Raw genomic sequence first — 14,344 nt, 5'->3', positions numbered from 1 at the left:
CCGGACAGGTGGCCGAGTGGTTTAAGGCAGCGGTCTTGAAAACCGCCGTAGGTGGAAGCCTACCGTGGGTTCGAATCCCACCCTGTCCGCCACAACTTCCAGGCCCAGAAAACCCTTTCAGGACAAGCATGTCGGCGACCCGTACCGCGCTCTATGGCCAGGCCGATCTCGATCTGGCGCCGTCCGCGCCGGACGCAGTTCAGCTGTCACCCCTGGTCGTCGGCTCGACCGATATCGCTTCGATTCCGGACGAATCCTTCGCGGCGGTGACCGTTCGAGCGCCCGCCGGAGCGGTGGAGCGACGTTATGTCCTCGCCCAGGCGTTGCGTCTTCTGGCGCCTGGCGCTCGTCTCACGGCCTTCGCGCCCAAGGATCGGGGCGGCCTGCGCCTGAAGAAGGAGCTCCAGGCCCTGGGCTGCGAGGTGGGCGAAAACGCCCGCCGGCACAATCGCATCTGCGTCGTCGTCCGCCCGGCCGAGATCAAGGGCCTGGCCGACGCCATCGCCGCCGGCGCGCCGCGTCGGATCAGCGAGAACGGCCTGTGGACCCAACCGGGCGTCTTCAGCTGGGATCGCCTGGACGCCGGCACCAACGCCCTGCTGCAGGTTCTGCCCGAGTTCGCGGGCACGGGGGCCGATTTCGGCTCCGGCATCGGCCTGCTGGCGCTGAATGTCCTGGCCTCGGCCAAGGTGACCAAGCTGACCCTGGTCGAGCTGGACCATCGCGCCATCGAGGTCTCCAAGCGCAACGTCACCGACCCGCGCGCCGCGTTCGCCTGGGGCGACGCCCGCCAGTCGGAGTTGAAGGACCTCGACTTCGTGGTCAGCAACCCGCCGTTCCACGAGGGTGGCGGCGAGGACAAGACGCTGGGTCAGGCCTTCATCCGCTCGGCGGCGCAGGTGCTGCGCAAGGGCGGCAGCCTGTGGATCGTGGCCAACCGCCACCTGCCCTACGAGGCGATCCTGGCCGAGAGCTTCGCCAAGGTCCGGCTGGTCGCGGAAGGCGGCGGCTACAAGGTGTTCGAGGCGAAGAAGTGAGCGGCAAGGCCTTGATGGCGCGCCTGGATCGGCTGCTGGCCAATCTGGGCTATGGCAGCCGCAAGGACGTCCAGGCGCTGGTCGCCTCGGGCAAGGTTGTGCTGGACGGCAAGGTCGTGAAGGACGCCGGCGCCCGCATCGCCGTCGACGCCACCCTGCCCGAGCGCATGACCATCCGAGGCGTCCCGGTCGATCCTCCCGCCCCGCTGGTGCTGATCATGCACAAGCCGCTGGGCGTGACATGCTCGCACAAGGAGGACGGCGAGAAGATCTACGACCTCCTGCCACGCCGCTGGCGGCTGCGGGATCCCGGCCTGTCGACCGTCGGCCGGCTGGACAAGGACACCAGCGGCCTGATCCTGATCACCGACGATGGCGACTTCCTGCACCGGGTGATCTCGCCCAAGCGGCACGTGCCCAAGACGTATTTCGTCACGCTCGACCGGCCGCTGGCCGGCTCAGAGGGCGAGGTCTTCACCGCCGGGACGCTGATGCTGGACGGCGAGGAAAAGCCGCTGCTGTCGGCCCAGTTGGATGTCGTCGACGAGAAGACGGCGCGGCTGACGATCACCGAGGGCCGCTATCACCAGGTGCGGCGCATGTTCGCCGCCGTCGGCAATCACGTGGTCGCACTGCATCGCGAACGGATCGGCGGCCTCGTCCTGCCCGCCGACCTGGAGCCGGGCCAACATCGCATCCTGCCGGCCGACGAAGCCGAGGCGGTGTTCGCCGATGGCTGAGCCGATCCTGGTCGATGCGCGGGGCCACCATTGCCCCGTTCCGACGCTGAAGCTGCGCAAAGCCCATGAAGCCGCCGCGCCGGGCGCGGAGCTGGTGCTGCTGGCCACCGACCCGATGGCGCGCATCGACGCACCACACTTCGCTGCCCTGGTTGGCGCCGAAGTGCTGGAGGTCGCCGATCAGGACGGCGGCGTGATCAGGATTCGTATTCGGAAGGCGACTTCAGCGGGATAGGCTTGGGGCCTTCCAGAAGTGCGCGTGGCCGCTCGTCCAGCGCGATCTCGACCTCGGTGGCCAGGGCGCCGCCGAAGAAAATGGCGTTCACGCTCCACGACAGCCAGATCAGGAAGATGATCACGGCCGAGACCGAGCCGTAGGTCGCGCCCAGGTGGACGATCTTCTCGACATAGAAGGCGCTGGCCCACGACATGAAGACGCAAAGCGCCGCCGCGGCCACGCCGCCGGCGATCGAGGCGCGCCAGCCGACCGGCTCGCGGGACATGGCGTAGCGATAGACCAGGGTCATGCCGACCACGATGCCGAAGCTGGCCCAGGTCCACTCTGATTGGATCCACGACACGCCGGCCAGCGGCCGCAGGCTCAGGGCCGCGCCCAGCAGGCGCAGGAACAGGAAGACGCCCGACATGATGAAAAGCAGGCCGAAGGCCGCCATCAGCACCAGCAGGGCCATCAGGTTGAAGCCGAAGAAGCCGCGCTGATTCTCCTCGTCGTGGATGAACGAGAGGCCCGCCAGCAGGGCCTTGAAGCCGCGATGGGCGGCATAGGCGCCAACGATCAGCACCACCGCGCTCTGCAGCGAGATTGTCTGTCCAGGCGCGTGTGCCAGGCGGCCGAACTCGTCCTGGAACATCGAGCGGGCGCCGGAGGGAATCAGTTCGGCCAGCTTCGTGGCCTGGTGCGCGGCCGACTCCGGCGTCAGGAAGAAGCTGTAGAGGCCGATCAGAATCGCCAGCCCCGGGAACACCGCCAGCAGCGCGAAAAACGAGACGCCACCGACGTAAAGCATCACATCGCGGCCCCAGAGGCGCGACAAGGCCAGCCCTAGAACGCGGAGGATTTCACGCACCCAGTGTGTCGGATCGAGGTCGAGGTCGCGCCAACGGATTTGGTGCAGCGGATCTTGCATCCGGCGGACCATGGCGATGCGGACCCCCGGAGTCAAAGCGGAGAGCCAAACGTCAAAGACGCGCCGCCTTGGGGAAGGCGACGCGTCTCCGCAGGACGTGCCTGTTGGTCGTACCTGTGAACCGGTCGCCACTTCGAGGGACGGATGGGCGTAGCAACCGGTCGACACCCGTAAGCTAGGACCCGCCGCCTGAACCGCACCTGAACGCGGCGGTCATCCGATCTAGAGCGCTCCGGAGGCCTTCAAACCGGCGATCGCACCGGCGGAGAAGCCCCAGTCGGCCAAGGCTTCCTCATTATGCCCGCCGATCCTGGGCGGCGGCCCCTGGATCGCGCCGGGCGTGGCCGAAAAGCGCGGCGCCGGCGCCGGCTGGGTCACGCCGGCCACCTCGACGAAGGTCTCGCGGGCGGCGTTGTGGGCGTGCTTGGGCGCCTCGTCCATGGTCAGGACCGGGGCGAAGCAGACGTCGGTGGCGTCCATGATCGCGCACCATTCGCCCTGAGTCTTGGTCTTGAGCACGGCGGCCAGCTTCTCGCGCAGCTCCGGCCACTCCTCGCGGCTCATCTGGTGCTGGAACTGAGGATCGGTGATGCCGGTCTTCTCCAGCAGCAGCAGGTAGAACTGCGGTTCGATCGAGCCGATCGAGATCCATTTGCCGTCCGAACACTCGTAGGTGTCGTAGAAGTGCGCTCCGCCGTCGAGCAGGTTCGTCCGCCGCCCCTCGTTCCACATGCCGCCAGCCTTGAAACCGTAGAACATGGCCATCAGCGAGGCCGCGCCGTCGCTCATGGCGCAGTCGATCACCTGCCCCTGCCCCGTCGAGCGAGCGTGGATCACCCCGGCCAGCAGACCGAAGGCCAGGTAGAGCGCGCCACCTCCGAAGTCGCCGACCAGATTCAGCGGTGGCACGGGCTTGTCGCTCGTGCCGATGGCGTGCAGCGCGCCGGTGATGGCGATGTAGTTCATGTCGTGGCCAGCGGCCTTGGCGTAGGGGCCGGTCTGGCCCCAGCCGGTCATGCGGCCGTAGACGAGCTTGGGATTGCGGGCCAGCGCCACGTCCGGGCCCAGGCCCAGCCGCTCCATGACGCCCGGCCGGAAGCCCTCGATCAGGCCGTCGGCCTGTTCCAGCAGCTTCAGGCAGGTCTCGATCGACTCCGGGTTCTTCAAGTCCAGCGCCACCGAGCGGCGGCCCCGCGCGGTGACATCGGCCGGCGAGCCCCGCCCCTGCCCCTTTCGGTCAATCCGAACGACATCCGCGCCGAGGTCCGACAGCAGCATGCCGCAGAACGGTCCCGGACCGATGCCGGCGAACTCGACGATCTTCAGTCCCGAAAGCGGCCCCTGGCCCATGACGCGATCTCCCAGTCTTCCCTTGAGGGACGGCCCTTCGAACGTGGCCGACCTTGTGCCCACTAGAACGACCCTGACGCTCGGTCAGGCAAGCCCTCCCGCCCAGGTTCGCGACGATCTTCGTTTCACCCCCAGCCTGCGGCGTTGCGTAGCTTTGACGTCGCTGCGCCTCTGCTATGTTGCGGCGTCGAATCTCAGCCGTACCCGTGGTACAGGCCACGCGAGCATTCGGGCGGAGGTTGGTTTGGCGGTTGACGCCCGGATCCTGATCGTGGCGCGCGATGACGTTCGCGCCGGACCGCTGGCCGAAGGGCTGGACCGGCTGGGATGGCGCACGATCACCGCGCGCGGTCCCTATGCCGCTCTGGCCGCGCTGGGCGACCTGCCGATCGAGGCCGTCATCGTCGACCTGGCCAGCGCTGGCCCCGAGACCCAGACCTTGGCCCGTCGCCTGAAGGCCGCCGTCCAGCCGCGCCGCCTGCCCGTCATCGCCATCGGCGACCCGGAAGGCGACTATCGCAACCAGTCGTTCGACCTGACGCTTTCGCCGCCGTTGCATCCGTCCCAGGCCGCCCTGCGCCTGGAGACCCTGGTGCGCACGGCCATCGCCGAGGAAGAGTTCGAGCTGCGCCTCGAGACCTTCGGCGAGCGTGGCCGTCGCCTCGACCTGCCCGAGCCGCCGGATACGCCCTACCGTATCCTGGCCGTCGGCGAGCCGGCCCCGCAGTTCCTGGCCCTCGCCAACGCCCTGCAGAGCAGCGGCGCCGAGGTGGTCGGCGCCTTCACCGCCTATACGGCCTTCGACTACCTGCACGAGCGGGCGTTCGACTCCGTGGTGCTTTGGGCCGGCGACAGCCAGCAGGAAGCCCTGTCGATCGCGGCCGGCATGCGCCGCAACACCCGCCTCTTCCACATCCCGGCCCTGCTCTATCTGAAGGCCGAGAGCTACGTGACCATGTCCGAGGCGTTCCATCGCGGCGTGTCCGACGTGGCCTCGCCCGAGACGCCCGAGGTCGAGACGGCCATGCGCGTCATGGAGCTGGCCCGCAGCTTCCGACGCGGCGAGGCCATCCGCGGCGCCCTGGAGAAGGCTCGCAGTTCGGGCCTGATGGACGCGGCCACCGGCCTCTTCACTCGCGACCTGTTCGCCGCCCACCTGGCCCGCTTGGCCACCGCCGCCCGTGAACGAGCCCGGCCGCTGTCGATCTGCGTCCTGCGCATCGCCGACAAGCCCGAGACCGTCTGGGCGCGCCAGAACGGCTGGCTGGACCGCGCCATCCCGCAGATCGGCTCGATGGTCGGCCGCCTGGTCCGCGTCGAGGACACTCCGGCCCGCCTGGCCACCGAGGTCTTCGCCCTGGCCCTGCCCGCGACCAACCTGGGCGCCGCCCGCGCCGCCGCCGAGCGGATCGCGGCCGTGATCGGCTGCACGGCCTTCGACGCCGGCGACGACCGCCCGCCGTTCGTCTGCGAGTTCGACATCGGCGTCGCCGAGGTCCAGCCGGGCGAAGGCGCCGTGAAGGCCCTGGAACGCGCCGCCGCCAGCGCCTTGAAGCGCGACGCCGGCTAAGTTTCTACTCCTAAAGTGAAGCTTGGGCGCCGTAGCGGCAGCTCCTATATGGAACCCGTCTTGTAGCGGTTTCGTGAGGAGTGCGCCGTGGCTCAGCAGATGATTATCGACGTCGTCGCCGACGTGGTCTGCCCCTGGTGCTATCTGGGTTGGCGACGCCTGAAATCGGCGGTCGCCCTGCGCCCTGACGTCCAGGCCCAGCTGGTCTGGCGGCCCTACCAGCTGGACCCGACGCTTCCCGAGGAAGGCGTCGATCGCAAGCAGTACATGGCCAACAAGTTCAAGGATCCCGACAAGCTGAAAGCCGTCCACGCGGCATTGGTCGAGGGCGGCGCCGAGGAAGGCATCACCTTCGACTTCGAGGCCATCACGCTCTCGCCCAACACCAACGCCGCTCATCGCGTGATCCGGTGGGCCCTGACGGCCGGCGTCCAGGACGAGGTCGTCGAAGCGATGTTCGGCGCCTACTTCACCCAAGGCCTCGATATCGGCGATCCGATGGTGCTGGCCGACATCGCCGAAGCCGCCGGCATGGAGCGGATCGTGGTGTTGCAGCTGCTATCCGAAGGCGCCGACAAGGAAGCCGTGGCCAGTGAGCATGCCATGGCCGTCCAGGGCGGAGTCACCGGCGTGCCGTTCGCCATCTTCGCCGGCAAGGTCGCCGTGGTCGGGGCTGAAACGCCGGAGCGCATCGCCGAGGCCATCGATCAGGCGCTGATTTCGGGCGCTTGACTCCAAAATTTACGCGCGTAACTCTCCCGTATGAATTACATCCGTAATCACGCTGGAGTTCACCATGCGCCTACGCCATCTAACACTCGTCGCGGCAGCCGCCGTGATGCTCGCTACGCCTGCCCTGGCCTCTACCGGCAAGCAACCCCTGACCTTGCTGGGCATCTTCGTCGACGCCGCCATCCCAGTGAAACTGATCGCCGTCTTGCTGGTGGCCGGCTTGATCGCCGGACCGGTGATCGCGCTGGCCCGCCTCGAGCCGAAATGGCTGGCGGCGATCAATAGAAGCGCCCTGCCCCTGGGCTTCGCCGCAGCGGCCTACACCCTGCTGGCCGGCGCGGTCGGGATCGCCAATCTGGGCGCCACCCCGAGCCTCGCCATCCTGGCGCCGGGCCTGGCCGAGGCCCTGATGATGGCCATGCTCGGGCTGCTGACCGCCGGGGTCGCGCGCCTGGCCGGAGAGCTCTCTGGGCGTCGCCTGGAAGACACAGGCCTCGTCTGAACCGCGACAAATATGCCGCCGCACTTGCTTTCCGACGGCGGATAGCCTCATAAGGCCGCTCATCAAGCCCCCTTTTCGTCGCCGACGCATCGTCGCGGCCGCGAAAGGGGGCTATTTTCGTTGAATTCGACCAAGAAGCGGTCCGAGGGAAGCATTTAGGCTTCAGGGGCCCGATTTGGTCATTGGCGCGAGCCGCGCGTTTGTGTGTGCGGCCGCAAATGAACTGGACCGAAATGCCCTTCCCCGCCTCTCACCCCGCTCTTGAGCGGGCTCTCGCCGCTCAAGGTTATGCCGAGCCCACCCCCGTCCAAGCCGCCGTGCTGGAAGCCGACGCCGAAGGCCGCGACCTGCTGGTCAGCGCCCAGACCGGCTCGGGCAAGACCGTGGCCTTCGGCCTGGCCGCCGCCCCCACCCTCCTGGGTGAGGAAGAGATCTTCGGCCGCGCCGCCGCGCCGCTGTGCCTGGTCATCGCCCCGACCCGCGAACTGGCCATCCAGGTCAATCGCGAGCTGACCTGGCTCTACGCCGAGGCCAAGGCCGTGGTGGTCAACTGCGTCGGCGGCATGGACGCTCGCCGCGAGCAGCGCGCCCTGAACTACGGCGCGCACATCGTCGTCGGCACCCCGGGCCGTCTGCGCGACCACATCGAGCGCGGCCACCTGGACCTGTCGGAGCTGAAGGTCGCCGTCCTCGACGAGGCCGACGAGATGCTCGACATGGGCTTCCGTGAGGACCTGGAGTTCATCCTCGACGCCGCCCCGGCCGAGCGCCGCACCCTGCTGTTCTCGGCCACCCTGGCGCGCGAGATCGTGCAGCTGGCCAAGAGCTACCAGAACGACGCCATCCGCATCGACACGATCGGCCGCAACGAACCGCACCGCGACATCGAATACCGCGCCGTCCGCGTCGCGCCGAACGAGGTCGAGCACGCGGTCGTCAACCTGCTGCGCTATTTCGAAAGCCCCGGCGCGCTGGTGTTCGCCAACACCCGTGAAAGCGTCCGTTCGCTGCACTCCAAGCTGCGCGAGCGCGGTTTCGACGTCGTTGGCCTGTCGGGCGAGCTCTCGCAGCGCGAACGCGCTGACGCCCTGCAAGCCCTGCGCGACGGCCACGCCCGCGTCTGCGTCGCCACCGACGTCGCCGCGCGCGGTCTAGACCTGCCGGACCTGGGCCTGGTCATCCACGCCGAACTGCCGGTCAACAAGGCGACCCTCCTGCACCGTTCGGGCCGCACCGGCCGGGCCGGCAAGAAGGGCGTCAGCGCCTTGGTCGTCCCCTACACGCGTCGCCGCAAGGCCGAGCAGCTGCTGATGGCCGCCGGCGTCGAAGGCCAGTGGGGCGGCGCTCCGACCGCCGACGAGATCCGCATCAAGGATCAGGAACGTCTGTTGGACGATCCGATCTTCTCCGAGGCCGCCAACGAGGATGACGCCGGCCTGGTCGCCGCCATGCTGGAAAAGCGCACGCCCGAAGAGCTGGCCTCGGCCCTGATCCGCGCCCGCCGCGCCAAGCTGCCGGCTCCGGAAGAGATCTATGACGACCCGCGCCATGGCGCCGATCCGGGCCCGCGCAGCCGCGAGCCGCGTGAGCCCCGCGAGTTCGGCGGCGATCGCGACTTCGGCGACCGCCCGGAACGCGTCAGCATGGAAGGCTCGGAGTGGTTCCGCCTGAACACTGGCCGTCGCAACAACGCCGACCCCAAGTGGCTGATCCCGCTGATCTGCCGCCTGGGCCACATTACCAAGAAGGACATCGGGTCGATCCGGATCTTCGACTACGACACCAAGTTCGAGATCTCGGCCGAGGCGGCCGTGAAGTTCGGCGCGGCGGTCCAGCAGACGGTGCGCGAAGACGTCACGATCACTCCGACAGCGGCTCCGGCCGCGCGCGAAGCGGGTCCGCGCCGTGAATTCACGCCGCGTCCGCCGCGTGGTGACAACGACAGCCCGCGCGAGTTCAAGCCGCGCCCGCCGCGTGACAACGCGCCGGGCTCGCGCGATCACACGCCGCGTCCGTCCAGCTACAGCGCCGACGGCGTCAGCAACGCCAAGCCGTATGGCCGTGGCGAAGAGCCCAAGGGCGACTACAAGCCGCGCCGCGCACCGCGAGACAATGACGCGCCGCGCGACTTCAAGCGCGACGAAGCTCCGCGTCCGTACTCGCCGCAGGACTCGGAAGGCGCTCCCAAGCGCGCCTTCAAGCCGCGTCACGAGGCCGGAGCCGATGCGCCGCGCGAGTTCAAGCCGCGTGCGCCGCGCGCTGACGGCGACGGCCCGAAGAAGCCCTTCAAGAAGGCCTTCAGCGACAACGCCGCCGGCCCGAAGCCGTACTCGAAGCCCTATGCCGGCAAGCGTGACGACGCGGGTCCTGGCAAGCCGTTCAAGGGCCCCAAGCCCTTCAAGGCCAAGAGCTTTGACGCCAAGCCCGGCGGCAAGCCCGGCGGCAAGCCGGCCGGTAAGCCGTTCAAGAAGAAGTAGATATTGGGTTCTCCTCCCCTCTGGGGGAGGTGGCCCAGAGGGCCAGAGGGGGTAGCTCGGCATAGGCCGGCGATGCCCCCTCAGTCGCTCCGCGACAGCTCCCCCGGGAGGGGAGCAGATCTTTTCTTAGGCCTCTTGCCCCGCCGACCAGCCGGACGCCCAGGCCCACTGGAAATTGTAGCCGCCCAACCAGCCGGTGACGTCGACCACCTCGCCGATGAAATAGAGGCCCGGGACAGCCTTGGCCTCCAGGGTGCGGGAGTCGAGCGCATCGGTATCGACCCCGCCCAGCGTCACCTCCGCCGTGCGATAGCCTTCCGAGCCGACCGGCTTGAAGGTCCAGGCATTGACCGCCTCCGCCAGCCTGCCGAGCACCTTGTCCGAACAGTCGGCGATATTGCCTTTCGCCCCGTCCTCGTCGTCGGCGATCAGCTGAGCCACGCGCTTGGGCAGCAGGGTCGAGAGCACCGTCGCCACCGCCTGACGTGGCGAGGCCGTACGCGCCGCCTTCAGCGTCGCCAGGGCGTCGACGCCCGGCGCCATGTCGACCCGGATCTCGTCGCCCTCGCGCCAATAGGACGAGATCTGCAGGATCGAGGGGCCCGACAGGCCCCGGTGGGTGAACAGCATGCCTTCGCGGAACTTGGTCTTGCCGTGGGCGACCACAGCGTCCAGCGCCACGCCCGACAGCGGCGTCAGCTTCGCCAGCATACCCGCCTCGAAGGTCAGGGGCACCAGCGCCGGCCGAGTCTCGACGATGCCGATCTCGAACTGCTTGGCGATCTCGTAGCCCAGGCCCGTCGCGCCCATCTTCGGGATCGACTTGCCGCCGCAGGCCACCACCAGCGAGGCGCAACGGACGGTCCCGGATGACAATTCGACCTCGAAGCCGGCCTCGGTCTTGGCCACGTCCTGAAAGCTCGTCTCCAGCCGTAGCTTGACGCCGACGGCCTTCATCTCGGTCAGCAGCATGTCGATGATCTGCTTGGCCGAGCCGTCGCAGAAGAGCTGCCCCAAGGTCTTCTCGTGGTAGGCAATGCCGTACCGCTCGACCAGGGCGATGAAGTCCTTCGGCCGATAGCGCCGCAGGGCCGACAGGGCGAACTTCGGGTTGGCCGACAGGAAGTTATGGATCGACGCGCCGGTGTTGGTGAAGTTGCACCGGCCGCCGCCGCTGATGCGGATCTTCTCGCCCGGGGCCTTGGCGTGATCGATCACCAGCACGGAGCGCCCGCGCTTGCCAGCCTCGATGGCGCACATCATGCCGGCCGCGCCCGCGCCGACAACCAAGACGTCGAAAGTTTCCAAGACCACTTACCTCAACTCCGGTCCCTTCGACCGGAGCCGGGCGTGCAAGTCAATCAACCCGCGCGGCGATAGCCCGGACGCGAGGCGACCTGTTGGCGCTGCGGGGGCGCCTTCTGGCTGACCTCGAAGCGGCCGATCATCTGGACCAGGCCGCCGATGTCGTTCTTGAGGGCGTGGCTGACGGCGGTGGATTGCTCGACCATGGCGGCGTTCTGCTGCACGCCCTGGTCCATCTGGTTCACGGCGGCGTTGACCTCGTTGAGGCCCGTCGCCTGCTCGCGCGCCGAGGCGGCCAACTCCGACACCAGGGCGTCGATCTCGCCGACCTTCAGCACGATGCCATCCAGAGCTTCGCCAGTCTGGCCGACCAGGCGCACGCCTTCGTCGACCTGGGCCGTCGAGGCGTTGATCAGGCCTTTGATCTCCTTGGCCGCTTCCGCCGAGCGCTGGGCCAGGGCCCGCACTTCCTGGGCGACAACCGCGAAGCCCCGGCCGCTCTCGCCAGCGCGCGCGGCCTCGACACCGGCATTCAGGGCCAGGAGGTTGGTCTGGAAGGCGATCTCGTCGATCACGCCGACGATATTGCCGATCTTGGTCGAGGACTGCTCGATCTGGTTCATGGCCGAGACGGCGCCGCGCACCACCTCGCCCGAACGCTCGGCGTCCGACCGCGTGGAGGTGACGACCCGGCTGGCCTCGCCCGCGCCCTGCGAGGCGCGACGGACGGTGGCGGTGATCTCATCGAGCGCCGCGGCGGTCTCTTCCAGGCTGGCGGCCTGCTGTTCGCTGCGACGAGCGGTGTTGTCGGCGGCGGCGGCGATCTCGTCGGCGCTGGAGCCGACGGTCCCGACCACGGCCACGATGCCGCCCATGGCGTCGTCCAACTGAGCGATGGCGCCGTTGAAGTCGTCGCGGATGGCTTCGTAGCCCTTCGGGAAGGCGTCGGCGACACGGACGGTCAGGTCGCCATTCGACAGGCGCGACAGGGCGTCGGCCAGCCGCTCCATGACGAAGGCCTGATCGCGGGCGGCGGCCGACGAGACGGCTTCGTTGCGCGCGCGCTCGCTGTCGCTGGCGGCGCTGACCCGGGCCTGCTCGGCCTCCGAGGCGCGCAGGGCCACGGCGTTGTCCTTGAAGATCTGGACCGACCGGGCCATCAACCCGACCTCGTCACGGCGACCGGCGCCGACCACGGCGACATTCAGTTGGCCATCGGCCAGGTCGGTCATGCTGCGCGATAGCGAGCGCACGGGACGCGAGATCTTGTACGAGCCGATATAGAGCGAGAAGCCCATGCCGCAGGCGGCCGCGCCCAGGCCGAACAGCAGGGTCAGCCACGAGCCGGCGGCGGCCGACTTGCTGGCGCTGGCGACCATGGCCGCCGTTTCCTTGTTGTAGGCGTCGCCCCAGGTCTTGCCTTCCTTGGCCAGGGCGTCGATGGCCGGATCGACCTTGGCCAGCACGCCAGCGGCGGCGACGTCGTCGTTCTTCAGGCCCAGGTCGGCGGCCGAGCGCGCGTCGGCATAGACCGCGTCCAGCTTGGTCCGCATCTCGCCCGTATATTCGGCGGTCTTGGGATCGGCGGCGGTGATCTTGTCGAGGCTTTCCTTGCCCTCGCCATAGACCTTGTCGAGTTGCTTGGAGGCCGACTCGGCCTGCTCGGAGGCGCCGTCATAGGTGACGATCCGGTGCGCGGCGTAGCCCATCATGGAAAGGCGGCGCAGGTAGCGCGCGGACTGGACCTCGGCCGGCGATCGGTGCGCCACCAGCTGTTCGGTCGCCGCATCGGCGCGTTTCTGTTGCCAGACCCCGAGGCCGGCGCAGGCCACCGTGGCGACAGCCAGGACGGCGGCGGGCAACAGCACCTTCGAGGAGATCTTGAGATCGTCGAGCTTCACAGCCTTCCCCCCAGCTTTACGCGAGCTCGCCATACTTTGTGCGAGCGACACCGGTGTCAGACGAATCGTGCCCAACCCGGCTCCATTACCGAATAGGATTCCGGCGCCGACCGTAAATGAGCGCTTAAACTGGTCAGGGCGCTTGACGTTCTTGATGGAGGCGTTACGACGCACGCCCCCTCCGCCCCGACAGATATCGAGCCATCCCATGACGGCCGCACCTCTCGCGCCGACCATTGGCGTCGACTTCGGCACCACCAACACCGTCGTCTCGCTGACGCACGGCGACGATCACGCGCATCTGGTGCGCTTCACGCTGGACAATCGCGAGCTCTTCGCCTTCCGCTCGGCGCTCAGCTTCCACAGCGTTCAGGGCGTGGGCGGCCAAGCCAACGAGCGTGTCGTCGAGGCTGGCCCGTGGGCGATCGAGTCCTATCTTGAGGATCCGCTGGAGACGCGGTTCATCCAGTCGTTCAAGACCTTCGCGGCCTCCTCGGCCTTCACCGAGACCCGTATCCTCAACAAGCGTTACCAGTTCGAGGATCTGCTGGCCGCGTTCCTTCTGCGCTTGAAGGACCATGCCGCCGGCCAGCTGGACGCCCTGCCCCCGCGCATCGTCGTCGGTCGCCCGGTGACCTTCGCCGGCTCCTCGCCCAATGAGAGCCTGGCGCTGAGCCGCTACGAGGACGCCTTCAAGCGCCTGGGCTTCACCGACATCCGCTACGCCTACGAGCCCGTGGGCGCGGCCTTCTTCTTCGCCCGGCAGCTGAAGCAGGACGCCACCGTGCTGGTCGCCGACTTCGGCGGCGGCACCTCGGACTTCTCTCTGGTCCGTTTCGAGCGCGCCGCCGATGGCACGTTGCGTTCGACGCCGCTGTCGCGTTCGGGCGTCGGCGTGGCGGGCGACGCCTTCGACTACCGGATCATCGACCAGTTGGTCTCGCCCGAGCTGGGCAAGGGCTCGGAGTACCGCTCGTTCTCCAACAGCCTGCCGATCCCGCAGCGCTACTACGCCGCCTTCGCTCGCTGGGACCAGTTGGCCCTGCTCCGCGCCTCCAAGGACATGCGCGACATCCGCGCCCTAGAGCGCGCGGCCGTGGAGCCCGAGAAGATCGCGGCCTTGATCGAGGTGCTGGACGGCAACCACGGCTACGCCCTCTACAAGTCGGTCTCGGCGCTGAAGGAGGCGCTGTCGAGCCAGACCGAGGCGACCTTCCATTTCGCCGCCGGCTCGGTGGAGATCGAGAAGCACGTCCAGCGCAGCGAGTTCGAGGCCTGGATCAACCCGGAACTGACGGCCATCGAGACCGCCGTCGGCCAGGCCCTGGAACGCGCCGACCTGACCGAAGCCGGCGTCGACCGCGTCTTCCTGACCGGCGGCAGCTCGTTCGTGCCGGCCGTGCGCGAGATTTTCCTGCGCCGCTTCGGGGCCGAGAAGATCGAAAGCGGCGGCGAGTTCGAGTCGATCGCCTCGGGCCTGGCGCTGATCGGTCGCGAAGCCGATCTCGATCTCTGGACCATGCGAGCGAGCTAGTCCCTTTCGCCGCATGGCCGCGCCTGCGGCTTTTGCCTATGGTTAACG

12 protein-coding genes and 1 tRNA gene are annotated in these 14,344 nt (G+C 68.3%); 9 read left to right on the top strand and 4 right to left on the bottom strand.

What is annotated here, in order from left to right; translation table 11 throughout:
* The first annotated feature begins 2 nt into the window (after positions 1-2).
* From AC07NN_RS08270 to AC07NN_RS08255, 4 genes are all read left to right on the top strand, one after another.
* Positions 3-92: transfer RNA gene (locus tag AC07NN_RS08270), tRNA-Ser, on the top strand.
* A gap of 36 nt (positions 93-128) precedes the next feature.
* The gene (locus AC07NN_RS08265) at positions 129-1,037 is read left to right on the top strand and encodes a class I SAM-dependent methyltransferase (RefSeq protein ID WP_494639410.1); all 909 of its coding nucleotides are present in this window, start codon (positions 129-131) and stop codon (positions 1,035-1,037) included.
* 14 nt (positions 1,038-1,051) lie between these two features.
* Positions 1,052-1,777 carry a pseudouridine synthase gene (locus tag AC07NN_RS08260; RefSeq protein WP_494640041.1) on the top strand — a complete coding sequence of 242 codons (726 nt, stop codon included), beginning with the start codon at positions 1,052-1,054 and terminating at the stop codon, positions 1,775-1,777.
* Positions 1,770-2,012 (top strand): sulfurtransferase TusA family protein, encoded by a 243-nt coding sequence (locus tag AC07NN_RS08255; RefSeq protein WP_494639407.1) that lies wholly within the window; start codon positions 1,770-1,772, stop codon positions 2,010-2,012. The genes AC07NN_RS08260 and AC07NN_RS08255 overlap by 8 nt, the downstream gene beginning before the upstream one ends.
* Here the strand turns inward: AC07NN_RS08255 and AC07NN_RS08250 are convergent.
* On the bottom strand, positions 1,975-2,937 hold the full coding sequence (locus AC07NN_RS08250; protein WP_494640039.1) for a YihY/virulence factor BrkB family protein: 963 nt from the start codon (positions 2,935-2,937) through the stop codon (positions 1,975-1,977). The two genes, AC07NN_RS08255 and AC07NN_RS08250, sit on opposite strands and share 38 nt — an antisense overlap.
* 210 nt (positions 2,938-3,147) lie before the next feature.
* Entirely contained in the window at positions 3,148-4,275 is a 1,128-nt protein-coding gene (locus AC07NN_RS08245) for a CaiB/BaiF CoA transferase family protein (RefSeq protein WP_494639405.1), read from the bottom strand.
* Positions 4,276-4,519: 244 nt separating this feature from the next.
* On the opposite strand from AC07NN_RS08245, the gene AC07NN_RS08240 reads away from it, so the two are divergent.
* The 4 genes from AC07NN_RS08240 (at position 4,520) to AC07NN_RS08225 (ending at position 9,556) form a co-directional block, all read left to right on the top strand.
* Positions 4,520-5,845 carry a diguanylate cyclase domain-containing protein gene (locus AC07NN_RS08240; protein WP_494639403.1) on the top strand — a complete coding sequence of 442 codons (1,326 nt, stop codon included), beginning with the start codon at positions 4,520-4,522 and terminating at the stop codon, positions 5,843-5,845.
* Positions 5,846-5,944: 99 nt separating this feature from the next.
* Positions 5,945-6,577, top strand: coding sequence for a DsbA family oxidoreductase (locus AC07NN_RS08235; protein ID WP_494640037.1), 633 nt, complete (start codon positions 5,945-5,947; stop codon positions 6,575-6,577).
* A gap of 64 nt (positions 6,578-6,641) precedes the next feature.
* Entirely contained in the window at positions 6,642-7,079 is a 438-nt protein-coding gene (locus AC07NN_RS08230; protein WP_494639400.1) for a hypothetical protein, read from the top strand.
* 233 nt (positions 7,080-7,312) lie between these two features.
* Entirely contained in the window at positions 7,313-9,556 is a 2,244-nt protein-coding gene (locus tag AC07NN_RS08225; protein ID WP_494640036.1) for a DEAD/DEAH box helicase, read from the top strand.
* Between the two features lie 126 nt (positions 9,557-9,682).
* Here the strand turns inward: AC07NN_RS08225 and AC07NN_RS08220 are convergent, their stop codons facing one another.
* The gene (locus AC07NN_RS08220) at positions 9,683-10,864 is read right to left on the bottom strand and encodes a BaiN/RdsA family NAD(P)/FAD-dependent oxidoreductase (protein ID WP_494640035.1); all 1,182 of its coding nucleotides are present in this window, start codon (positions 10,862-10,864) and stop codon (positions 9,683-9,685) included.
* 53 nt (positions 10,865-10,917) lie between these two features.
* Positions 10,918-12,762, bottom strand: coding sequence for a methyl-accepting chemotaxis protein (locus tag AC07NN_RS08215; protein WP_494639397.1), 1,845 nt, complete (start codon positions 12,760-12,762; stop codon positions 10,918-10,920).
* 208 nt (positions 12,763-12,970) lie between these two features.
* On the opposite strand from AC07NN_RS08215, the gene AC07NN_RS08210 reads away from it, so the two are divergent.
* Positions 12,971-14,296 carry an Hsp70 family protein gene (locus AC07NN_RS08210; protein ID WP_494639395.1) on the top strand — a complete coding sequence of 442 codons (1,326 nt, stop codon included), beginning with the start codon at positions 12,971-12,973 and terminating at the stop codon, positions 14,294-14,296.
* The last annotated feature ends 48 nt before the right edge of the window (positions 14,297-14,344 follow it).

This window comes from Caulobacter sp. GW821-FHT09H08 (assembly GCF_059415885.1).
The sequence above is the reverse complement of the archived record's forward strand: the minus strand, read 5'-3'. Positions and strand labels throughout refer to the sequence as shown.

Bases quoted from the DNA above. Each gene is read 5' to 3' on its own strand.
- AC07NN_RS08265 (WP_494639410.1), top strand. From the start codon at position 129: ATGTCGGCGACCCGTACCGCGCTCTATGGCCAGGCCGATCTCGATCTG.
- AC07NN_RS08260 (WP_494640041.1), top strand. From the start codon at position 1,052: ATGGCGCGCCTGGATCGGCTGCTGGCCAATCTGGGCTATGGCAGCCGC.
- AC07NN_RS08255 (WP_494639407.1), top strand. From the start codon at position 1,770: ATGGCTGAGCCGATCCTGGTCGATGCGCGGGGCCACCATTGCCCCGTT.
- AC07NN_RS08250 (WP_494640039.1), bottom strand. From the start codon at position 2,937: ATGGTCCGCCGGATGCAAGATCCGCTGCACCAAATCCGTTGGCGCGAC.
- AC07NN_RS08245 (WP_494639405.1), bottom strand. From the start codon at position 4,275: ATGGGCCAGGGGCCGCTTTCGGGACTGAAGATCGTCGAGTTCGCCGGC.
- AC07NN_RS08235 (WP_494640037.1), top strand. From the start codon at position 5,945: ATGATTATCGACGTCGTCGCCGACGTGGTCTGCCCCTGGTGCTATCTG.
- AC07NN_RS08230 (WP_494639400.1), top strand. From the start codon at position 6,642: ATGCGCCTACGCCATCTAACACTCGTCGCGGCAGCCGCCGTGATGCTC.
- AC07NN_RS08225 (WP_494640036.1), top strand. From the start codon at position 7,313: ATGCCCTTCCCCGCCTCTCACCCCGCTCTTGAGCGGGCTCTCGCCGCT.
- AC07NN_RS08210 (WP_494639395.1), top strand. From the start codon at position 12,971: ATGACGGCCGCACCTCTCGCGCCGACCATTGGCGTCGACTTCGGCACC.